Annotated in this window: 20 protein-coding genes; 6 read left to right on the top strand and 14 right to left on the bottom strand. The window is 62.1% G+C overall.

Annotation, left to right across the window (positions count from 1 at the left end; genetic code table 11):
* Positions 1 to 170: 170 nt before the first annotated feature.
* The 9 genes from K3F49_RS15240 to K3F49_RS15200 all read right to left on the bottom strand — a co-directional run bounded on the left by K3F49_RS15240 (position 171) and on the right by K3F49_RS15200 (position 8342).
* Positions 171 to 1616 carry a GntP family permease gene (locus tag K3F49_RS15240; RefSeq protein WP_234681758.1) on the bottom strand — a complete coding sequence of 482 codons (1446 nt, stop codon included), beginning with the start codon at positions 1614 to 1616 and terminating at the stop codon, positions 171 to 173.
* A 101-nt stretch (positions 1617 to 1717) separates the two neighbouring features.
* On the bottom strand, positions 1718 to 2728 hold the full coding sequence (gene yut, locus K3F49_RS15235) for an urea transporter (RefSeq protein ID WP_234681757.1): 1011 nt from the start codon (positions 2726 to 2728) through the stop codon (positions 1718 to 1720).
* A gap of 64 nt (positions 2729 to 2792) precedes the next feature.
* Complete coding sequence (locus tag K3F49_RS15230; protein WP_234681756.1) at positions 2793 to 3689, bottom strand: urease accessory protein UreD; 897 nt, start codon at positions 3687 to 3689, stop codon at positions 2793 to 2795.
* A gap of 50 nt (positions 3690 to 3739) precedes the next feature.
* On the bottom strand, positions 3740 to 4384 hold the full coding sequence (ureG, locus tag K3F49_RS15225) for an urease accessory protein UreG (protein WP_234681755.1): 645 nt from the start codon (positions 4382 to 4384) through the stop codon (positions 3740 to 3742).
* A 19-nt stretch (positions 4385 to 4403) separates the two neighbouring features.
* On the bottom strand, positions 4404 to 5066 hold the full coding sequence (locus tag K3F49_RS15220) for an urease accessory protein UreF (protein ID WP_249794796.1): 663 nt from the start codon (positions 5064 to 5066) through the stop codon (positions 4404 to 4406).
* Between the two features lie 40 nt (positions 5067 to 5106).
* Entirely contained in the window at positions 5107 to 5799 is a 693-nt protein-coding gene (gene ureE, locus K3F49_RS15215; RefSeq protein ID WP_234681753.1) for an urease accessory protein UreE, read from the bottom strand.
* A gap of 9 nt (positions 5800 to 5808) precedes the next feature.
* Positions 5809 to 7530: an urease subunit alpha gene (locus K3F49_RS15210; protein ID WP_234681752.1), complete on the bottom strand. Its 1722-nt coding sequence runs from the start codon at positions 7528 to 7530 to the stop codon at positions 5809 to 5811.
* A gap of 39 nt (positions 7531 to 7569) precedes the next feature.
* The gene (locus K3F49_RS15205) at positions 7570 to 8007 is read right to left on the bottom strand and encodes an urease subunit beta (RefSeq protein ID WP_234681751.1); all 438 of its coding nucleotides are present in this window, start codon (positions 8005 to 8007) and stop codon (positions 7570 to 7572) included.
* Between the two features lie 32 nt (positions 8008 to 8039).
* On the bottom strand, positions 8040 to 8342 hold the full coding sequence (locus K3F49_RS15200) for an urease subunit gamma (protein ID WP_234681750.1): 303 nt from the start codon (positions 8340 to 8342) through the stop codon (positions 8040 to 8042).
* A gap of 189 nt (positions 8343 to 8531) precedes the next feature.
* Here K3F49_RS15200 and K3F49_RS15195 point away from each other — a divergent pair, with 189 nt between their 5' ends.
* Positions 8532 to 9608, top strand: coding sequence for a HoxN/HupN/NixA family nickel/cobalt transporter (locus K3F49_RS15195; RefSeq protein ID WP_234681749.1), 1077 nt, complete (start codon positions 8532 to 8534; stop codon positions 9606 to 9608).
* A gap of 383 nt (positions 9609 to 9991) precedes the next feature.
* Here the strand turns inward: K3F49_RS15195 and K3F49_RS15190 are convergent, their stop codons facing one another.
* The 3 genes from K3F49_RS15190 to K3F49_RS15180 form a co-directional block, all read right to left on the bottom strand.
* Positions 9992 to 10288 carry a hypothetical protein gene (locus K3F49_RS15190; protein WP_234681748.1) on the bottom strand — a complete coding sequence of 99 codons (297 nt, stop codon included), beginning with the start codon at positions 10286 to 10288 and terminating at the stop codon, positions 9992 to 9994.
* Between the two features lie 158 nt (positions 10289 to 10446).
* On the bottom strand, positions 10447 to 10773 hold the full coding sequence (locus tag K3F49_RS15185) for a hypothetical protein (RefSeq protein WP_234681747.1): 327 nt from the start codon (positions 10771 to 10773) through the stop codon (positions 10447 to 10449).
* Between the two features lie 256 nt (positions 10774 to 11029).
* Positions 11030 to 11182, bottom strand: coding sequence for a hypothetical protein (locus K3F49_RS15180; RefSeq protein ID WP_234681746.1), 153 nt, complete (start codon positions 11180 to 11182; stop codon positions 11030 to 11032).
* Positions 11183 to 12696: 1514 nt separating this feature from the next.
* Between K3F49_RS15180 and K3F49_RS15175 the strand changes: the two genes are divergently transcribed.
* From K3F49_RS15175 to K3F49_RS15160, 4 genes are all read left to right on the top strand, one after another.
* Positions 12697 to 13251, top strand: coding sequence for a TetR/AcrR family transcriptional regulator (locus tag K3F49_RS15175; RefSeq protein ID WP_234681745.1), 555 nt, complete (start codon positions 12697 to 12699; stop codon positions 13249 to 13251).
* Positions 13252 to 13320: 69 nt separating this feature from the next.
* Positions 13321 to 14514, top strand: coding sequence for an MFS transporter (locus K3F49_RS15170; protein WP_234681744.1), 1194 nt, complete (start codon positions 13321 to 13323; stop codon positions 14512 to 14514).
* A 139-nt stretch (positions 14515 to 14653) separates the two neighbouring features.
* A complete protein-coding gene (locus K3F49_RS15165; protein ID WP_234681743.1) occupies positions 14654 to 15073 on the top strand; it encodes a DUF4118 domain-containing protein in 420 nt (139 codons plus the stop codon).
* 134 nt (positions 15074 to 15207) lie between these two features.
* Positions 15208 to 15405 carry a hypothetical protein gene (locus K3F49_RS15160; protein ID WP_234681742.1) on the top strand — a complete coding sequence of 66 codons (198 nt, stop codon included), beginning with the start codon at positions 15208 to 15210 and terminating at the stop codon, positions 15403 to 15405.
* A 59-nt stretch (positions 15406 to 15464) separates the two neighbouring features.
* On the opposite strand, the gene K3F49_RS15155 is transcribed toward K3F49_RS15160, so the two are convergent.
* Both K3F49_RS15155 and K3F49_RS15150 read right to left on the bottom strand, forming a co-directional pair.
* Entirely contained in the window at positions 15465 to 17849 is a 2385-nt protein-coding gene (locus K3F49_RS15155; protein ID WP_234681741.1) for a TonB-dependent receptor, read from the bottom strand.
* Positions 17850 to 18222: 373 nt separating this feature from the next.
* Positions 18223 to 19200, bottom strand: a complete 978-nt coding sequence (locus K3F49_RS15150; RefSeq protein WP_234681740.1) for a LysR family transcriptional regulator — start codon at positions 19198 to 19200, stop codon at positions 18223 to 18225.
* A gap of 119 nt (positions 19201 to 19319) precedes the next feature.
* Between K3F49_RS15150 and K3F49_RS15145 the strand changes: the two genes are divergently transcribed.
* A complete protein-coding gene (locus K3F49_RS15145; RefSeq protein WP_234681739.1) occupies positions 19320 to 20357 on the top strand; it encodes a class 1 fructose-bisphosphatase in 1038 nt (345 codons plus the stop codon).
* Positions 20358 to 20359 lie beyond the last annotated feature (2 nt).

Here is a 20359-nt window from a genome sequence, read left to right as displayed (position 1 = left end):
CAACGCAACGCTGCGGTCTCGTTACGAGTCAGACATCGGTCGCGCGCCTCACCTTTGGGCGGAAGCGCAGTATCTCAAGGTCGAATCGCTGAGGCTTTGTCGGTGCCCGCTCGTCAAACTCCTGAGCGAACAGTAAACGGTGGTTGCGCGATCCGGCAATGAATCGGCCATCAAAACGATCCAAAAACCGAACCCAGTATCAGGACAGCAACAAGTGCGATAATGCAACTTACGATTACGGTCATCACCATGTCGAAATAGCTTTCACGATGAGTGAGGCCACTTATCTTTAATAGCAGCAACACCGTGCCGTTGTGGGGAAGGGCATCCAGCGTGCCTGCGCTCATCGTTGTTATACGATGCATCAATTCGTGGCTGATGTGATGTTCGGCGGCCAGACGCATAAAGTCGTCGCCAAATGCATTGAGCACGATCGCCATACCGCCGGAAGCAGTGCCGGTCAGCCCCGCCAGCACATTCATGGAGACGGCCAACGAGACCAGCGGTCCTCCATAGACCGCGAACACCGCGTCACGAACTGTCGCAAATGCCGGCAGCGCGGCCACGACCGCGCCGAAGCCCACAAGGCTGGCAATCATCAGCATCGGCAGGGCTGCCGAATTCGCACCGGCGTCGAGACTTTCGCGGAGGGTTGGCAGGCGCCGAAGGTTGAAGAGAAGAACGGTCAAGTTTGCTGCCGCTAAGGCCACGACAACTGACCAGACGCCGGACACGGCCGCAATCGTCGTGCCGCCCCACTGGTCCTCGGACAGGAACGAAAAATCGAGGCGCGGGAATATGAAAAGCGACATCAGGAAATTCGTGACGATAACGACAACGATGGGCAGCACGGCAACGGCGAAGCTAGGCCCGGTCTCGGCCGGCTTGCCATGCGGTAACTCTGCCGGGTCGAAGTCGCGCGCCGACGCGGCCTGCTGACGAACCTTCTCGCTGACGACGGGAGCAGCTTCCGCCTCGCCGCCGTAACCTTCACCCGCCTTGCGCGCTGCCGCCTCAACGCGACCGAGCCACCACATGCCGAAGACGAAGATGATAGCCGACGCGATGATGCTCAGCCCGGGAGCCGCGAAGGTGGTGGTGCCGAAGTACGGCATCGGAATGGCGTTGTTGACCGAAGGGGTTCCCGGCATCACCGACATGGTGAACGTGAATGCACCAAGGCCGACGGTTGCCGGGAGCAACCGTCGGGGGATGTTCGCGGCCCGGAACATCTCGTGAGCCATGGGCACCAGCACAAAAAATGCCACGAACACGCTTACGCCACCGTAGGTCACAAGGGCCGAGGCGATCACCACCGCGAGCATCGTGCGCTTGGTGCCTAACTTGTTGGTCAAATAGTGCGCGATGGAGCTGATCGAACCACTGTCGCCCATAAGCTTTCCGAACAACCCGCCGAGCATAAACATGGGGAACCACTGCGCTACGAACCGCGCCGCCCCGCTCATGAACGTCTGCGTCCAGTGGGCGAGCAGAGGTTCGCCTGAGAAAATGGCGGCGATGAGGGCTGCGATCGGAGAAACCAGGAGAACACTCACTCCCCGATACGCGAGCCACATGAGCAGGGCTAAGCCCAGCAATATCCCGATGAGTCCCATGGTTCACTTTCTCCGACAAATCCGGGGTCGACGATTGAGCTGTCGCGCTCTCGCTCAGTGTCGCAACGGCAACTGAGAACTCACCAAATTGCAGCGCCAGATCACGCTCCGGCGACCGGCTTTTCGATTTCACGGGCAACAGCTGGCAGCAGGCATTGCCGCGGCAGCAGAAACATCCACGTCACCAACACGAAAGGTGACGTAAGGGCCGGGATCGCGAACGGTGTCAACGCAACGTTCAGGGCTGACTGGGTGATCACGGTGAACAACGTGGCAAGCGCCGTGTAGACCACGACGCGCCAGCTCGGTTGATAGAAGACGGTACCAAGTGCGACCGCTGTCAGGATCGGACTGAATCCGAGAAGACCGCCGGAGATCAGCTCGCTCTCAGCGCCGAAGAGATGGGCTGTCAGCACAGCCAATATCGAACCTCCGACAGCAAAGGCGGCGGCGGCGGGCGAGCTCACCGCGAGCCCTGCGAGCAGGAGTAGGGCCGCGATACCATTGGCTTTCAGAAATACTTGCGAGATGCTCAGAAGCACTCCCTTGACAAGGTCAACCAGCTGGAGCGGGCTTGCTTGGTAGGGTTGGAACGCGGTAACAACGTTGCCCGACGGCAGTGCAGTCCCCGTGAGGCCGGAAAATCCATATGTGGCCAACAAGAAAAGCCAAGTTGTGAGCACGAACGGAAACGTGAGAGCTCCGCCCCACGGCTTGACGACGTTGGTAGTGGCAAGCATCACGACGACGGATATGGCCGCTCCGAGTACTACGTACACCCAAAGCAGCGCTCCAGGGGACAAGAACGTCGCCAAGGCAAGTCCGACGAGGATGCCGTTGAAGCCATAGAGCCCTGAATGGAGCGACTCGGTATCGACGTGAAGCCATTGCGCCGTCAAGTTTGCCACGACGACCGCGAGGACGCCGGCAATTGCCACCTGGGGGACCCCGGCCGCGTATGAGCCCCAAGCGATCGCCGCCAGAAATAGAATCCCGCTCAGCGGGTTATTCTGAAACATAACTTGGCCGATGCTGCGCAAATTGATGTCCCAGAACCGCAACACGGTTGACGATGCGGCGTGGTTTTCCCACTTTGCCAAGATCTTTTCCATTGCAGCCTCCTCGAACGTGTCGACACCCAGCGTCGGCGATTGACCGTTGGCACTGCCGTGCCCGCTAGCGCCACAGATAGGGTGGCGGTAGCGGGTGGCCGACGACCTCCTTGCGTACTATCCCCCAGAACTCGCGGACTTTGGCCTTCACCTGCGCGGTCTCGCGGCCTAGCACCTTGAAGATCAGGCCGGCATCATTAGGCAGTCGGCAAGCGCCAAACGCGAGACCTTCGGTTAGCTTGACCTCGGCCCCTGCACGCTCATGGATGCGTTCGGCCTTATCCTTCGGTGCGCACAGGATCACGTTGGCGAAAACATCAAAGGAGTCCATCACACCGGTCTGCCGCATCGCGTATCGCTGCGGTTCGATGACTAGCTTCTCTGCGAACAAGACACGACCATCGGGCCGCACGGCAGAATTTGATATCGACAACACCGTTGCTCCGAAGCGCTCATCCGGATGATGGTGCTTGCGACCCGGTTGAACGATTTCAGAAAGGAGAAGAGTGGCTGACGGAGCAATGGTGATCTGTGTGTCGCTGAGAAACCGTGAGTGTCGATGCGGAATCACGGGGTCGGGAAGAAACTCGAGGTAAGCGTGATCCGCAAGCGTGATGGACTGGCTTTGAGCCGCATAGTTGGCGTCCATCGCATGAATCTTGGTTGCCGATTGCGAGGTCAGGTGCGCCTGCGCGTGTGGACCCAGGGTGATGTCGAGGGCGAGCCTGTCTCCCTGCAGCACGCAGCCTGTAGTGGTAATCAGGAACACGTAGGCCAAACCAGGCATTGCTTCGTCGCAATGGAGTGCGCGCTGCACCATATACGGCGAGCGACGTTCCAGCTTCGCTAAGATCGTTTGACCACAACGGTGCTCGAGGCCTAGACGCAGGAAACCCGTCTTGCCGACAGTGCCGCTCCTCATCTGCAGCGGTTCATCCTGAAACCGTGCGAATTCCGGCATCGAAGCGCCAAGCGTTTCAGCTCGGGTCCAGGGAGGAAAGGCCGCGGGTATCATGCTGGCCGCCGCAGCCGCCGATCAATATCGAACAGGAATTCCCGCTCGATCAGCGCGACCAGCTCTGGAATTCCTTCCCCCGTCTTGCAGTTCGTGAACAGAAACGGCTTGAGACCGCGCATCATCTGCGAATCTCGCTTCATCACGTCAAGGCTGGCCCCAACGTGGGGCGCAAGATCGGTCTTGTTGATGACCAGGATGTCGGAATACGTGATCCCGGGTCCGTTCTTGCGAGGGATCTTGTCGCCCGCGGCCACGTCAATCACATAGATGAAGTAGTCCACCAGCGCTGGCGAGAAGGTCAGCGTCAGATTATCGCCTCCGCTTTCGATCAGCACGACGTCGCTATCAGGAAAGCGCCGTTCCATATCCTCGACCGCGGCGAGGTTCATGCTTGGATCTTCGCGCACCGCCGTATGAGGGCAGGCACCCGTCTCCACTCCGAGAATGCGCTCCTGAAGCAGAACGCCCTTGAGCGTGCGCTGGACATGCTTGGCGTCTTCGGTCGTGACCACGTCGTTCGTGATGATGAGGACCTTGATGCCGAGATCAAGCAGACGCGGCGTGATGGCTTCCACGATTGCGGTCTTGCCGGACCCGACCGGACCGCCGATGCCGATGCGCGTGATACTCTTCGACATTTCGAAGCTCCATTCAACGTCAGTTCATGAATAGGCGGACATGCGCTCTTGTGTGGACAGCGGCCAGGATTTCCGTCAACGGAGCAAAGGCCGCCATATCCGAAAGCCGCGCCGCCGCTGCGGTCGCGTACATCTCTTCCGTTTGTCCCGTCAGTTCGTAGAGAATCTTCTGCGTCTCGATGTGGCTCACCTTCATCAGCCGTAGGGCCGCGCCGAGGATCGTCGTGGCAACGCCGTACTGATGCACGACAAACGCCTGGCAGGCAGGGAGATTCTGCACGGCGAAACTGATCGCCAGTGCGATGGGATAGCAACCTGGCGTCGCTGACGATTCAATGCGCTCCCGCCACGTGTAGAGCAGCGGTGCTCCCACCATCTCTACGCCCATCTCGGTGAACTTCTTGCCCATGCGAATCGACATCGTCCGCGTTTCGTCAGAAAGCTTGCGCGCGTAGACCTGGGCATCGATTCGGGTGAGGGTACCGACGTCGCCGGCAGTCGCCGCGCGATGCGCTGCGATCAGTGCGATACCGTCGCCGCGCGCGGCCTGCTCTACCGCGGTGCGCGCGAACGCTCGAAGGGTGGCCACGTTGGTGACGACCCCTTTCTGAACGGCGGATTCCAGGCCGGAAGAAAACGAGAATGCACCAATGGGGAACATCGAGTCACCAAACTGCAGCATCCGCGAGAGAAATGCGGCGCTTCTCGACGCTTCGCCCCCTTCATCCGCGATGGTCACGCGCTGAACCGGCCGTTGCTGGCGATGATTGCCCGTGAGCGTCGGCTCTATGAGGGGCGTGGATTTGGGTCGGCGGATGTCCGTGCACGCGTCCCGTCTCTGCCTCAACATCGGCATAGTTCTCATGCGTGTGCGAATGCACCGGTCCTTCCGCGCCGCCGAAGAGCCGACGTGATTCATGCGGAGCGAGATAGGGAACGACCTCTCGACCCGGCACGAATTCGTAGCGGATTCCTTCAAAACGGTGGGTATTCATGACAGACGCCATCACCTTGCGATCGACCGTCAGCGGGACATAAACCAGGTTGTCCTTGACCAAGGCCGGCCAATGCTGATTGCCCATCGCGTGGCCCAGCTCAACGCATGTGCGCATCGCAATTTCGGGCCGGAGTTTCGTCAGATCGTCCAGATTCACGATCATCACGTCACGCAGCTCGATGCGCGCGACCAGTGCCGCGTGTGCCTGAGCATTCCAAAGCAGAACGTCTCCATCGCGGATATGGGTGCCGCGGTCGATAGAGACTGCAACCTCTGCACCCTTTACCGTCATCTTGCGGAAGCGGCTCTTCTGAGCCTCCCACTGGTCGATCTCGATCAGGTCTATATCCGCCGTAGACAGCCGCCCGGCCCATTCGGTGTCGCTGATATTGCCCAGAATTGCTTCAATGAGGATCACGACGCTCTCCTAGCTGAAGAAATACTTCTGGTTCAGCGAGACCGTCTTCAAAGGGGGGACGGTCGCGTGCTTGCCGTCGACGGTCACGGCAAAAGTTTCCGCGCTCACTTCGATTTTCGGCGTCCCGGCATTTCGAACCATGTCGCGCTTTCCGATCTTTCGCACGTTTCTTACCGGCATCACCTGCCGGCGGAGCCCGAGCCGCTCCTTGATCCCGGCAGCATGCGCGGCGCCGGAGACGAACGTGATGCAGTTGGCGGCTAATGCGTCACCGTAGGCACCGAACATGGGTCGATAGTAAGTAGGCTGCGGCGTCGGCAGCGACGCGTTTGGGTCGCCCATTACCGCCCAGCTTATGAAGCCGTTCTTGATCACGATCTTTGGCTTAGCGCCGAAGAATGCCGGCTCCCACAGGACGAGGTCGGCAATCTTGCCGACCTCGACTGAACCCAGCATATCGGCAATACCGTGCGTGATCGCTGGATTGATTGTGATCTTCGCGACATAGCGCAGCACTCGAAAATTATCGTTGCCTGGCGCATCCTCGGGCAATTTGCCGCGCCCGGTTTTCATGGCGTCAGCGGTCTGAATGCAACGCAGCCAGCATTCCCCGATGCGTCCCATGGCCTGTGAATCGCTCGAAAACATCGAGATGACGCCGAGATCCTGGAGAACGTTTTCCGCCGCGATCGTTTCCGCGCGGATGCGGCTTTCGGTGAATGCCACATCCGAGGGGATGTCCGGGCTGAGATGGTGACACACCATGATCATGTCGTAGAGCTCCGCCTGCGAATTGATGCCGTAAGGGAGCGTCGGATTGGTCGACGACGGTAGCACGTTGGGCAGGCCGGCTATCTTGATGATATCAGGCGCATGGCCGCCGCCAGATCCTTCGGTATGGAACGAATGAACGGTCCGGCCCTCAAACGCGTCGATCGAGTCGTCGACGAAACCAGACTCGTTGAGCGTATCAGTATGGATACAGACCTGAGTGTCAGTTTCGTCCGCGACGGTCAGCGCGGACCGAAGAACCGCCGGGGTGGTGCCCCAGTCTTCGTGACATTTCACGCCGACCGCACCCGCCTCGATCTGTTCGACCAGCGCCGCCTTGCCGTGTCCGTGTCCCTTGCCGAGAATACCGACGTTGAGCGGCCAATTTTCGAACGCGCGCAACATCATCTGTATGTTTCCGGGACCCGATGTGACCGTGGTCGCATTGGAGCCGTCTGAAGGTCCCGTCCCGCCACCGATCAAAGTGGTGGTGCCGTTCGAGAGTGCCGCCTCTGCCTGCTGCGGAGAAATGAAGTGAATATGCGTGTCGATCCCGGCGGCCGTCAGGATCAGATGGGAGCCCGAGATGGTGTCCGTGGCCAGACCGACCTCCAGGCCGGGCGTAACGCGATCCATTGTCTGCGGATTACCGGCCTTGCCGATCCCACAAATACGGCCATCCTTGATACCCACGTCCGCTTTTACCACGCCTAATACCGCGTCGATCACCGTCACGTTGGTGATAACGAGATCGGGAGCCCCGCCCGCCCGCGTCACCTGATTGTCCATACCCATGCCCTCGCGCATGCTCTTGCCACCGCCGAAGACGATTTCGTCGCCGTAGCCGCCGCGCAAATCGCGTTCGATTTCGACGAAAAGGCCGGTATCACCCAAGCGGACTCGGTCACCCGTCGTCGGACCGAAGAGGCCGACATATTCTTTCCGAGAGATGGTAGCCATGATGCCTCCCGCTCCCTAAACCCCGTCTCACGCCATCGCTTATAGCGAGCGAAAACCTCGCTTCTTGGCTAATGCTACTGCTTTGGCCTTGACCGTCGCCGCATCCGAGCCCGCGGTGGGACCATCAACAAGATTGTTGAAGCCATAAACGGCACGCTTGCCGCCGTAGGGGACGAGTTGAACTTCCCGCTCGTCGCCAGGTTCGAACCGCGTTGCCGTTGACGAAGGGATATTCAGATGCAAGCCGAAGGCGGCCGCACGGTCAAATTCCAACGCTCGATTGGCTTCGAAGAAATGAAAGTGCGATCCAACCTGGACCGGCCGATCCCCGGTGTTGCGTACCTTGAGCGTTGTCACCGGACGATCCGCATCGAACGTAATTGCTCCCGAAGAGCATACGTAACCGCCAATCGGCACCCCCACTGTCGCTGGATCGACATTGGCGGGCGTATTGGGTCCGACTTTTGGTCCAGCCATGTTGGTCCCCTAAACTTTCACTAGACAGTCCTTCACTGGATCGGCGTGTGCACCGTCACCAACCGACTGCCATCAGTGAATACCGCTTCGATCTGCACCATTGGAACGAGATCGGCTACGCCATCCATGACATCGGCTTTGGAGAGGGCCGTCCGCGCCTCGCTGGTCACCTCTTCGATCGTCTTTCCCGCGCGTGCACCGTCCAGAGCGACCGCGGAAATGACAGCTACGGCTTCCGGATAGTTGAGTCTAAGTCCCTTGGCTTTTCGCTTCAGTGCGACGTCGGCCATCATGTAGACAAGCAACTTATCGAGCTCTCTCGGCGTCAGCTGCATAGGTTCCTCGCCAAGCTACAGAACGTACGCTGGAGATGCTGGTGCAGTGACTCAAAAAGGAGCAGTGGGGTTTCTACTTAGCTTCGTGTCGGAAACTACCTAGCGAACGAATTATCGCCGTGATGCGCTTGCTCAGCTCTTCTTTGCTAGTATGATGGTTGATAGCAAACCTCTTACCCACGTGCCATGATGACCCCATTGACGAAGTTGTCTTTGAAGGGCGTCGATCTCACCATCATGATCCTGTTCGGCGGGCTGATTATCGCCAACGTTGCCGCATGGGCTCTCGTGTTTGCGCTGTTCGGCGATCGGCCGACAGTGATGGCGACGGCGCTGCTGGCCTGGGTGTTCGGCCTTCGCCACGCCATCGATGCCGACCATATTGCCGCGATCGACAACGTCGTGCGCAAGCTGATGCATGCCGGCGGTGCGCCGCGAAGTGTCGGCCTCTACTTTGCGCTCGGCCATTCCACTGTCGTTGTGGTTGCGACCATGCTGCTGGCGCTCGGCGTCGTCAGCTTTGGTGGCGACAGTCTGCTGAAGGAGATCGGCGGCCTGATCGGCACCTCGGTGTCGGCGCTGTTCCTTCTCGTGATCGCGGCCATCAATCTCGCGATCTTCGCCGGCCTGTGGCGGACGATCCGCATGGTGCGCGAGCGCGGCGTCCACGACGCTGAAGGCCTCGACGCGCTGCTCGCCAAGCGCGGATTTCTGGCGCGGCTGCTCGGCCCGATGTTCCGGCTGGTGACAAGGCCCTGGCAGATGTATCCGCTCGGGCTCCTGTTCGGCCTCGGCTTCGACACGGCGACCGAGATCGGGCTGCTCAGCATTTCCACCAGCGAAGCCGCACGCGGCGTGTCGCTCGTGCATGTGCTGGTGTTTCCTGCGCTGTTCGCCTCCGGCATGGCGCTTGTCGACACCGCCGACTCCGCGCTGATGGTGAGCGCCTATCGCTGGGCCTTCGTCGATCCCCTGCGAAAGCTCTGGTACAACCTCACCATCACCGGGGCCTCCGTCGCGGTGGCGCTGTTGATCGGCGGCATCGAGGCGCTCGGGCTGATCGCCGACCGGCTCGGCCTGTCCGGTGGTGTATGGGCGCTGGTCGACGGCCTCAACGAGTCGCTCGCCAATATCGGCTTCGTCGTGATCGCGCTGTTCGTGGTCGCCTGGCTGGTCTCTATCGTGCTCTACCGCCGCATGTTTGCCGGCGGCTGGCCGCACGCACGCGATATGCTTCGAGGCGCGAATGCGACCGAGGTGGCCTAGCCTGGCCGTCGTTGCGGTGGGCTGGCGGCACTCTCCGCCTTCATTCTTCTCGCAGACGACGGCAGCGCCTTCGCGCAGGACGCCGGCACCGCGCGTGAGCTGCCGCCGGTCCAGATCAGTGTCAGTGAACCGCAACGTCACAAGAAGCCGCCCGCGCCGCGTCGGGCCAGCAGAGCGGTCCAGACCAACAACCACAATCCGGCGCCGCCCGCCGCAGTCCCTGTGTTGGACGCACGCAGCGTCGCCTCGGCGGCAAAGGGCCTACCGAGCATGGCGAGCGACCTCACCGTCTGCGGCGAAGAGCTAACTCTGATCGGTGTTCATGCAACGCAAACGGCGCGGTCGAGATCGTCCGCGCCGTTGGGAGCTTTTAGTACGGGGCGTCAGTACTCTTGGTGCTCGTAGGTCGGTGCGCCCCAGCCGGGCTCGTTATATCCGTAGCTGGGCCCCCAATAACCGTAGGTGTCGGTTTGATGCCAACCTCCGATGCGACGGCATTGGCCGACGCCGGCCATCAACTGGCCGCCGTTCATGGCCGGACCGGCGGCGCCGACAGCGTCTCCGCTCGGTGGGGTGCACCCGCCGGGACCGCGTCCCGCCGCGAGGCTGGGGCTTGCAGTTGCGAGCGGCAAAATAGCGGCCATCAGTGCGGCCGCGCTCACTAGTTTCATACGTGTCATGGTTGTCTCCATGTCAGGTTTCGACAGGGGGCCAATCCCTGCTGCGTTCAGGCGTTCCTTGCCGACCAATCGCGATTTCGCGAGCAACAAGGGTTTCATCAGGTTTCGCAGCACAGCGTGATTCATTCACGCGAGCGTGTCTTGGCGACCGCGCGCCGTCATCTGCGCGTCACCAGCACGCCCAACAGAAACGCCACCATCAGCGACGGCAGCGGGGCCTCGCGGACCATGCCGCGGACGATGTCGGACCAGTGCGGATCGGGGACTAGTCTTGGCGACCTGATTTCAGCTGCCGGCGATATGCCCCATTCCGACGCGAGCTCGGCGATCTCACTCGAAGCCAAACGCACGCCGTCACGGACGCGGAAGATCGCCGCCTCCGCGCGCTCGCGCGGTGCCAGCAACATCACCGTCGCAATCGCCGAGCGCAGCGTCATCTCGCCGTAGCCTTGCAGCCGCACCGATTCTTCAGGCTCGGACGTCATGAAAATATCCTCACAGCGCGAAGTGGTGCGCGATGGTGAAGGCCATCGTCGCGCACAGGACCAGCGTGGAAACCGCGCCGGCCACACCGCGGGCGAGATGGGCTCGCGTCAGGTGCCTGGTCATGATTTTGCTCCATGCTCATCATGGAAATGGCGGGGCTGCGCGTTGGTTCCTTGGATGACGCCCGAATCGGCCATGGCGATCAAGCTCGATGCGGCCTCTCAAAGCCCGCAATCGTCGCCGCCCACCGCTGACTTATTTCCGCAGCAATTCCCGCAGCGCCGCCGTCGCCTCCGCGCAGCGGATGTCGTCGATCTCCCGCGACAGGCTGAGCGCGCTCGATTTCAGCTCTTCGACCTTCCAGCTCGCGGGATGCTGGCTTTCAAGCTGATTCAGTCGCTTGTTCAAATCGTCCAATCTGGACTGAAGCTGCCCGATGCTGGCGGCCCCATTCACGTTCCAAACGCGCTGTGCACGCATCGTCGTTCCCCTGACTTGTCTCACGGCGTTGTGAGCAGGGTTCGTGGCGGCAATGGGCGTTTCTTTTGTCCGGTCTTAGATCGTCGGGAACCGTTGCAGATTGGCAACGAAAGTTCCGCAGTTAGACAGCGTCCGGTCGCCGTTCCGCCATACATCACGTGCTCCTCTTGCGGCGCCCGGCATGGCCTTCTCCGGCGGGCTTGAGCGCGCCCGCGCTGTCGCTCCTAGTCAAAAGGTGCCCTGTTCGCCTGCAAGCTTGCGCCCCGGCCGTTGTCGCGACAACCGATCATGTTTCTAAGTGCGCAGGTCGCAAGTTAACTGTCGAGACCTGCGATCCCGCGATCGGCCTAACGATGGGCTTTACCACCATGAACCGAGCATTAGATCGCAAGGGAACATCGAGCATCGTCGTGAATTACCCATCGTTGGAATTGTAGGAGAGTGTAAATGCGACCCACCAAGATTCTCTTAGCGATCAGCTTCGTCGCTGCTGCGGCAACCACTGTTCCTAGCGTGGCCGACGCCCGTGGTGGGCGCGGAGGCGGTGCACATTTCCACGGAGGCGGTGCGAATTTCCATGGAGGCGGTGCGCGCTTCCACGGCGGTGGAGCGCACTGGCACGGTGGAGGGACACGTTGGGCCGGAGGCGGTCGTTATTATCGGGGCGGCTATCGCGGTGGCTATTACCGTCCTGGTTGGGGCGCTGCGGCAGCTGGTGTAGCGACAGGCGCCGCGCTGGGAGCCGCGGCTGCGTACGGTTCATCTTGTTACCAGCAACAATGGAATGGTTATAGCTATGTGACAGTGAGGGTCTGTTAGGCCGTGAACCCATAGATCTGCCGGCAGCTCGGCGTATCGCGCAAGATGCTCCGAAAAGGTCGAGGCGACGGAGTTCCGAGCGGGAGACGCCACCGCTCGAAGAGGGATCCCTTCTGACTGGACCAGACATCAACGCTACCACCTGCAAGGGACCACTCAGGACTTGCAGTGAATGACTGGGTCTGGCTGGCTCTCGATCTCGAACAGCCAAATCTGGACTTGCCAATGACTTATTTCGACACCTTGCTGGACCTACATCGCAGCAGTTCTCGGTCTTCCTCATTCCGGGTCTTGCTGCCTTCTTGATGCTCGCACGCTCGTCCGTAGCCGGACACCGCGTCGGAATAGCCGTCGGCTGGGCATCGCCATCGCGGACATCGTCCACACAGCGATGGCGACGCTCGGATTTCGGCGGTGCTGATGACTGTCGCCGCGGAGGGATTCTGGATTGCGTCGCTGCGCTCGCACCCTACAGCACTGTGCTTCACGTCGCGCTCGCACCACTCAATCACAACCGGGGTCTTGATTCGGAAACGATCATTCCCTATTATGCCGAAATGCCAAAAGCCGCCCGCCAATCACAGTCTGTTGCCCAGCCGCCCGGCCGCCCCCGGGAGTTCGACATGGACACCGCTCTGGACGGCGCGATTCGGGTGTTTTGCGAGCGCGGCTATCATGCCACCTCGATCGGGGAGCTGACCGCGGCGATGCGGCTTGCCACGGGCAGCGTCTACAAGGCGTTTCGCGACAAGCACGCCGTGTTCCTCGCCGCCTTCGAGCGCTACGTCGCGGTGCGCGGGGAACAGAACCGCAGTGCGGCCGCGCGGGGCGCGAATGGCCGCGAGAGGGTGCGCCAGGTGCTGCTGTCCTATGTCGAGCACTCCCAGGGCAGCGAGGGACGCCGCGGCTGCATCGTGGTCGGGAGCGCAGTCGAACTGTCGGCTGTCGATCCGGTGATGCGGGCGCGCGTCACGGCTCAGCTCAAGACCAATGAGAATTTCATCGCCGGCCTCATTCGCGAAGGGCAGGCAGACGGTTCGATTCCGGATCGTGTCGAAGCCGATGATACCGCGCGGCTGATGATCTGCATGACGCAGGGCCTGCGCGTCGTCGGCAAGGCGCGCCTGCCACTCGACGGCGAGCGCCTGGTCGGGGTCGCGATGAAGCTGCTTGCCTGATCATTTTTGTCGAATTAGGGAATGATCGTTCCCGATATATGGAGGCTATGACGTGTCGGAGAGTTTGGAATGACGATGAATGCCACGATCGACGCCGCACCCGAGCCGGATGCGGTGTCGCAGCGACTGACCTTCGTGCTTGCCGCGGCCTGTGGCATGGTCGCCGCCAACATCTATTATGCCCAGCCGCTGATCGCCCCGATCAGCGCCGCGCTCGGCCTGTCGCACGCGGCCGCCGGCCTGATCGTGACCATGACGCAGATCGGCTACGGCACGGGCTTGTTGTTCATCGTACCGCTCGGTGATCTCGTCGAGAATCGCACGCTGATCTGCACGGTCATCGCGCTCGGTGCGGCGGCGCTGGTGGCGGCCGCGTTTGCGACCCATGCGTTGCCGTTCCTGATCGCCGCGCTGTTCATCGGGCTCGGCTCGGTCGCGGTGCAGATCATCATTCCCTATGCCGCCCATCTCGCGCCGGAAGCCGTTCGCGGCCGCGTCGTCGGCAACGTCTCGACCGGATTGATGCTCGGAATCATGCTGGCGCGGCCGGTGTCGAGCTTCGTCACGGCAGCGCTGTCGTGGCATGCGGTGTTCTTCTGCTCGGCTGCGTTGATGATCGTGCTCGCGATCGTGCTGCGACTCACGCTGCCACAGCGCAAGCCGGTGGCGCGCATGCATTACGGCGCACTGCTGCTGTCGATGCCGCATCTGGTGCGCACCACGCCGCTCTTGCGGCGCCGCGCGCTCTACCAGGCCGGCCTGTTCGGCGCCTTCACCCTGTTCTGGACTGTGGTGCCGCTCCAGCTCGCCAGCCAATTCGGCTTCACCCAGAGCGGCATCGCCCTGTTCGCACTCGCCGGCGTGTCCGGCGTGTTCGCGGCGCCGATCGCAGGACGACTCGCCGATAGCGGCCATAGCCGCATCGCCACGATCGCTGCGATGCTGTTCGTCGCCCTGGGCTTCCTGGTGACGCATGTCGGCACGGCCGGATCGATGTTCAATCTCGCCTGCCTCGTCGCGGCTGCGATCGCGATCGATTTCGGCGTGCAGGGCAATGTCGTGCTCGGCTTCCGCGCCATCTTCGTGCTCGGGCACGAGCACCGCAGCCGCCTCAACGGGCTCTATATGGCGACGTTCTTCGCCGCCGGTGCGGCCGGATCCGCGCTCGGCACCTGGGCATTCGCGCAAGGCGGCTGGATGCTGGCTTCGGCCATTGGCCTTGCGCTGCCGGTCGCCAGCCTGATCTACGCGGCAACGGAATAGCGGTACAATTGTGTGCCGCGGCCGTTTACCAAGCCGCGGATACGATGGGCCTGCTGATGCAATTTCCGTCTCGCGAATTCCCTGCAGCTGTAGTACTTTGGTCGCAAGCGGCCTGGTTAACGGCGGCAGGGGAGGCCCTATGAGGCGTGCGGGACTGGTCGGCGTACCGCGAGTACGGCCATGGTCGTGGCAGGCATTTCTGCTCGGATTTGTCGTCGTCGCGGCGTCGGCTGCGCTTCAAGGCGCCTGCGTTGCGCTCGGCGCGAGGCTCTATTTCGCGGCGTTCCTGCCCAGCCTGTTCGTGCTCGGCATTGTCGCGGGAGCACCGGCGGCGGTGTTCGCCGCAGTGCTCACCGTTCCGCTGGTGTGGTGGGCGTTCATCCCGCCCTTCTTCGAGTTCACGCCGCTGTCCAGCGCGAACGCGGATTCCGTCAATCTGTTCTGCCTGCTCGCCGTGCTCCTGATCGGCCTTGCCGATCTCTGCCGTGTCAGCATGACGATCAACGGCCGTGACGGGCTGAAGTCGTCGGGCGAGAGCGCGGCAACGAATTCGCAATAATCAGATCCTGCACGCAGCGTGCGTTGCACGCGCGCAACAGTCCGGCAACCATCCGCACAGCTGGATTGCGCCGCTAACTTTTCGAAAAAGATTTGGCCGCAAATTCCCTCGCAGGAAGGACGAGGAATTTCGACATGAACGGACACGCCATTTTCGAGAACGTGCGCCGCTACCGCGGCATCGCATCGCTCTATCGCCAGACCGCGGCGTTTCGGCCGGGCCAGCGCTGGTCGCTCCTGGAGCAGGCCAGCGAGTGGGAAGCCCGCGCGCTGTCCGAGCTGGAAGCCTATTTCGCTGCGCGCGCCGACTACGTCACGCCGCTCGCTGCCTGAGCGTTAACCATCCGACGCGAACGTCAGCGACGAAATCGCTGACGTTCTCTGACACCGGCTCAGAACCTGTAGCTCGCCTGAACTCTCACCGTGCGGCCTTGACCTGGTGAGATGTTGTTGTTGCCGTCGGCGGACGCCCAATACCCCTTGTTGAAGATGTTCTCGACCGTCAGTTGCGCGCGCCAGTTCGCATCGATCGTGGCGTAGACGCCGGCATCGAAGCGCACGAAGCTCGGCAGCCTCACGGTGTCGTCGGACGACGCAAACGAATCGCCGAAATAGATGATGCCGAGCGCCGCCGCCCATAGCGGCGTGAACTGGTACTTGTTCCACCATGCGAACTGGTTGTACGGCACGAGCTGCACGCGATTGCCGGCCACGACGGTCGCCGATGTCGGGCTGGTGATCTTCGCATCCGTATAGGCATAGCCCAGCGAGGACTGCCATTGGTCGGTGACGTAGCCGACCAGGCTCGCCTCGAAGCCCCGCGTCAGCGTGGCGCCGGACGGGAAGAAGAAGCCGGGATTGTTGCCGTCGGCGATCGGCTGGTTGGTGCGGTTGAGATTGTAGATCGCCGTCGAGAACAATAGCTTCGGGTTGATGTTCCACTTCATCCCGACCTCGGTGTTCTCGAATTTCTGTGGTTGCAGGATCAGTGTGCCGTCGGTCAGCGCCGAGAATTGATCGCCGGAGGCGGGCAGATAGGAGATGCTGTAGGCGGTATAGATCGACATGCTCTCGATCGGCTTGACGATCAGGGCAGCCTGCGGCGAGACCAGATTGTCGGTGCGGGCGCGGTTGATGTTGGTGTTCATGTCCAGCGCCGACATCTCGAACCGGTCGAACCGCGTGCCCACGATGAGCTGAAGCGCGCGCGAGAATTCGATGGTGTCGCGCAGGTACCCGGACTCGATGTTCAGCCCGTATTTGCTGTTGGAGTCCGGCGTGGCGACGCCGTCGGGATTCACGGCTGTGAAGTGGTGGACGAAATTGACCGGCCCGAAATAGGTCGGAGCGAACGGGTTCTGGACGATGGTGTTGGTGCCGTTCGGGAAGACGCCGGTGTTGCGGATGTCGACGCCGGCCTGGCGGCCGAACTCGGTGCCGAAGCCCACGGTGTGCGCGATCGGGCCGGTCCAGCCCTTGTAGATGAAGTCGGTCTGGTTGAAGACGTTGTCGCGGTTGGTGGTGTGCTGATAGGCGCCGAGATTGACCGCGGTGTCGGCCGGATTGACCGCGCCGGCCAGTGCGCCCCCGGTGGGATAGATGTTCTGATAGAACTTCTGGTAGTCGGCCGCGATCGTGCCGTTGCGCACCGTCAATCCGTTCTGGAAATCGTGCTCGACGATCGCCATTCCGGTCTGCACCGTCGCCTGCGCGGTGTTGAGGCTCGGGCTGCCGAAGAAGGTCTGGAAATTTCCGTTCGGTGCAAACGGCGTGGTTGGATTGAATCGGGTGACGCCGCCGGGAAAGCTCTGCGAGGGATTGCCGCGATCGGCGGTGCGGCCGTCGTGGTAATATTCGTAGGAGAGCTTGACCTTGGTGAAATCGTCGGGCTTCAGCGTGACGGTCGGGTTGATGCCGTAGCGTTCGAGATGGTTGAAGTCGCGGAACGCATCGCTCCCCTCGTAAAACACGTTCAGCCGGCCCGCGACATTCTCGTTGATGACTTGCCCGGCATCGAGCGTGACGCGGCGGTCGCCCCACGATCCGGTCTGTGCGGTCGCCTCGTAGATCCGGGTGCCGTCTGCCTCCTTGAGCGTGCGGTTGAGTAGCCCGCCGGCGGCGCCGCGGCCGAAGGTGATCGCGCTCGGGCCCTTCAGCACCTCGATGCTCTGGGCGTTGTACATGTCACGGAAATACTGCACGTCGTCGCGAAAGCCGTTGACGAAGAAATTTGCGCTGGAATCGACGCCGCGGATGACGAGTTCGTCGCGATTGCCCTCGCCCTGGTGGACGGCGACGCTGGGCACGTAGCGCGTCACGTCGGTCAGGCCCTGGTAATTCTGGTCGCGGATCTGCTGGTGCGTGATGACGGACAGCGATTGCGGAATGTTGATGATCGGCGTGTTGGACTTGGTGGCAACGGAGGTGCTGTTGGCGAAATAGCCGACCGTGCCGGTGCGGGCATCCTGCGATTGTGCGAACGGTTTTGGCTCGGCAATCGTCTCCGGCCGCCGCGCCGTTTGCGTCCGGCGCGACCGTGTGCTGCCCGACCGGCGCGATGCCGCGGACGAATTGGAGCGGCGCGGCCCCTCGGGGGCCGTGACATTGACGGGAGGAAGCACTGCGCCCGGTGCCGGCGCAGCTTGCGCGAAGGCCCGTGGACAGGCGAAGAATGCGCTCGAAGCCGTCAGTACCGCCAGCACGCTGCCAGCGACCTTGCGACTGGAAACCGGGCCAGCACGAGACGATAGTTCTCCGTTGGCTGCGATGCGGTTCATCGCGCCCTCCCTTGCACTTCAAAGCTCGCCCGAATTCCCCAAGGATGCGGCCAGATGCGGGGCAAGACGCATCCGTGCACGCGAAGTCACTGCGTGCATGAACAGTTTGGGCGTTCAGCAATTCCGGGACATCAGATTTGAATCGTTCGAAACATTTCAAGCTCCGACGATCCGCTGCGCGACCAGAACCCGTGACGACTACGGAGTTACGCCGCTGGCCGTGTGTGTTAGGAAATAGCCCGGATCTCTACGACGGCCGGGACGAGCGATGACCACCTTCAACCGCATCTTCACGACGGAGCGCCTGCTCCAGATCATCGTCATTCTGGCGGCGACGGTCGCGATGAAGCTCCTGGCCTGAACGCCGGCGGCGCTACCGCTCTCCGAAATCTGGCACTTCGGGAAGATAGTTCGCTCCCTCCGAGCCGAGGAAGTCAAACATCGCCTGCGCCGGTGGCAGCAGCACCTTGTCGCTGCGGCGGATCACGTACCATTGCCGGACGATCGGCAGGCCCGCGACGTCGAGCACGATCAGGCGGCCCTCGGCGAGCTCATGCGCCACCGTATGCGCCGAGATGAAGGCGATGCCGAGACCTGCGATCACCGCCTGCTTGATGGTCTCGTTGCTGCTCATCTCCATGCCGATGATCGGCTCCAGATCGGACTTCTGGAACATCCCCTCCATCAGCGTACGCGTGCCCGAGCCGGGCTCGCGGGTGAGGAAGGTCTCGTGCACGAGATCGGTCAGGCTGAGGCCGGAATCCTTCTCCAGCCAGTGCCCCTTGCGCGCGACGATGATGTGCGGATTGCGCCCGAGCTGGCGCACATCGACGCTGACGTCGGCCGGTGGCCGACCCATCACGGCGAAATCGAGCTCGTAGCCGTGCATGGCCTCGCGGATCTCCTCGCGGTTGCCGATGGTCAGCTTGATCTCGATCTTCGGTGAGCGCTTGGAGAACGCCGCGATCGCGTGCGGCACGAAATATTTCGCGGTCGAGACTGCGCCGAGATGCACCGTGCCGCCGGTCCTGCCCGCAAGCAGATCAAGCGCGCCCTGGCAGTCGGTGATGGCGGCTTCGACGCGCTCGGCGAGCGTCAGAACCTCCCGGCCGGCTTCCGTCAGCAGCATGCCGTCGCCGGTCCGCTGCACCAGCGGCAGGCCGGCGAGGTCCTGAAGCTGCCGCAGCTGCTGGGTCACGGCCGGCTGGGTCAGCCCGAGCTGGGTCGAGGCCGCGGTGACGCTGCCCTTGGCGGAAAGCGCCGCAAGCGAGCGCAACTGCCGGATCGTCAGATGCCGGAGCTGGGTCGCGGCATGGCCGGATCCATTATAAGAAAATTCTTTGACGCTCATTATGAATAGAAATTTTCCTTATTAAGCTCCCCCTGTCAATCTCATCCTGCTGGGACAGACCGCACCGACCTCCAAAAGGGAGGGAACCGGATGCGGCGCCAGCAAGGGGATGGACGCAGATGACCGGGCAACTCAGGTTGGACGACCACCTTCAACGCTATTCCGAGACGGCGCCGCATGCGCTGGCCGTGGCGGCCGCGGTCGATGCCATCGCGGCCGCCGCAATCGAGATCGCCGACCTTATCGCGACAGGTGATCTCGCTGACGCCTCAGGCCTCACGACCGGTCGCAACAGCGACGGCGACATCCAGCGCAACCTCGACGTGCGGGCGGATGCGATCCTGCGCCGCTGCCTCGGTCGGCTGCCGATCGCGGCGCTTGCATCGGAGGAGATGCGCGAGCCGCAGATCGGAGACCGCGAAGCCAAAATCTGCGTCGCGATCGATCCGCTCGACGGCTCCTCCAACATCGATCTCAACATGACCGTCGGCACGATCTTCTCGATTCTGCCCGCGCCGGACGATCTCGGTCTCGCCTTCCATCAGCGCGGCTCGGCGCAATTGGCGGCAGGCTTCGTCACCTACGGTCCCCAGACCTCGCTGGTGCTGACGCTCGGCGACGGCGTCGACATCTTCACCCTCGACCGCAAGGCCGGCTGCTTCCGTCTCGCGCGCAGCGCCGTGCAGATCTCCGAGACGTGTGAGGAGTTCGCCATCAACGTCTCCAATCGCCGCCATTGGGATCCACCGGTGCGCGCCTTCATCGACGAATGTCTCGCCGGCGTCGACGGGCCCGCCAACCATGATTTCAACATGCGCTGGATCGGCTCGCTCGTCGCGGAGGCCTATCGCATCCTGACCCGCGGCGGCGTGTTCCTCTATCCCTCCGACGCGCGGCCCGGCTACGGCGACGGCCGCCTGCGCCTCGTCTACGAGGCACACCCGATGGCTTACATCATCGAGCAGGCCGGTGGCTCGGCCTCGACCGGACGCGAGCGCATCCTCGATCTCTCAGCGCAAAACCTGCATCAGCGCGTGCCGCTGGTCATGGGCTCCAGCAACGAAGTGGGGCGTGTCGCTGAACTGCACTGCGATCCGCTGTTGGTCGCCAGCGTCTCTGCGCCGCTGTTCGCGCGGCGCGGTTTCTTCCGGTTGTGAGC

Source organism: Bradyrhizobium monzae, from assembly GCF_021458635.1.
GTDB lineage: Bacteria > Pseudomonadota > Alphaproteobacteria > Rhizobiales > Xanthobacteraceae > Bradyrhizobium.
Note: the sequence above shows the minus strand (reverse complement) of the source record. Positions and strands in the feature narration are given on the sequence as shown.

Coding starts and splice junctions, on each gene's coding strand:
- K3F49_RS15240 (WP_234681758.1), bottom strand. CDS start 1,616: ATGGGACTCATCGGGATATTGCTGGGCTTAGCCCTGCTCATGTGGCTC.
- yut (WP_234681757.1), bottom strand. CDS start 2,728: ATGGAAAAGATCTTGGCAAAGTGGGAAAACCACGCCGCATCGTCAACC.
- K3F49_RS15230 (WP_234681756.1), bottom strand. CDS start 3,689: ATGCCGGAATTCGCACGGTTTCAGGATGAACCGCTGCAGATGAGGAGC.
- ureG (WP_234681755.1), bottom strand. CDS start 4,384: ATGTCGAAGAGTATCACGCGCATCGGCATCGGCGGTCCGGTCGGGTCC.
- K3F49_RS15220 (WP_249794796.1), bottom strand. CDS start 5,066: ATGCTGCAGTTTGGTGACTCGATGTTCCCCATTGGTGCATTCTCGTTT.
- K3F49_RS15210 (WP_234681752.1), bottom strand. CDS start 7,530: ATGGCTACCATCTCTCGGAAAGAATATGTCGGCCTCTTCGGTCCGACG.
- K3F49_RS15205 (WP_234681751.1), bottom strand. CDS start 8,007: ATGGCTGGACCAAAAGTCGGACCCAATACGCCCGCCAATGTCGATCCA.
- K3F49_RS15200 (WP_234681750.1), bottom strand. CDS start 8,342: ATGCAGCTGACGCCGAGAGAGCTCGATAAGTTGCTTGTCTACATGATG.
- K3F49_RS15195 (WP_234681749.1), top strand. CDS start 8,532: ATGACCCCATTGACGAAGTTGTCTTTGAAGGGCGTCGATCTCACCATC.
- K3F49_RS15190 (WP_234681748.1), bottom strand. CDS start 10,288: ATGACACGTATGAAACTAGTGAGCGCGGCCGCACTGATGGCCGCTATT.
- K3F49_RS15185 (WP_234681747.1), bottom strand. CDS start 10,773: ATGACGTCCGAGCCTGAAGAATCGGTGCGGCTGCAAGGCTACGGCGAG.
- K3F49_RS15175 (WP_234681745.1), top strand. CDS start 12,697: ATGGACACCGCTCTGGACGGCGCGATTCGGGTGTTTTGCGAGCGCGGC.
- K3F49_RS15170 (WP_234681744.1), top strand. CDS start 13,321: ATGACGATGAATGCCACGATCGACGCCGCACCCGAGCCGGATGCGGTG.
- K3F49_RS15165 (WP_234681743.1), top strand. CDS start 14,654: ATGAGGCGTGCGGGACTGGTCGGCGTACCGCGAGTACGGCCATGGTCG.
- K3F49_RS15160 (WP_234681742.1), top strand. CDS start 15,208: ATGAACGGACACGCCATTTTCGAGAACGTGCGCCGCTACCGCGGCATC.
- K3F49_RS15155 (WP_234681741.1), bottom strand. CDS start 17,849: ATGAACCGCATCGCAGCCAACGGAGAACTATCGTCTCGTGCTGGCCCG.
- K3F49_RS15150 (WP_234681740.1), bottom strand. CDS start 19,200: ATGAGCGTCAAAGAATTTTCTTATAATGGATCCGGCCATGCCGCGACC.
- K3F49_RS15145 (WP_234681739.1), top strand. CDS start 19,320: ATGACCGGGCAACTCAGGTTGGACGACCACCTTCAACGCTATTCCGAG.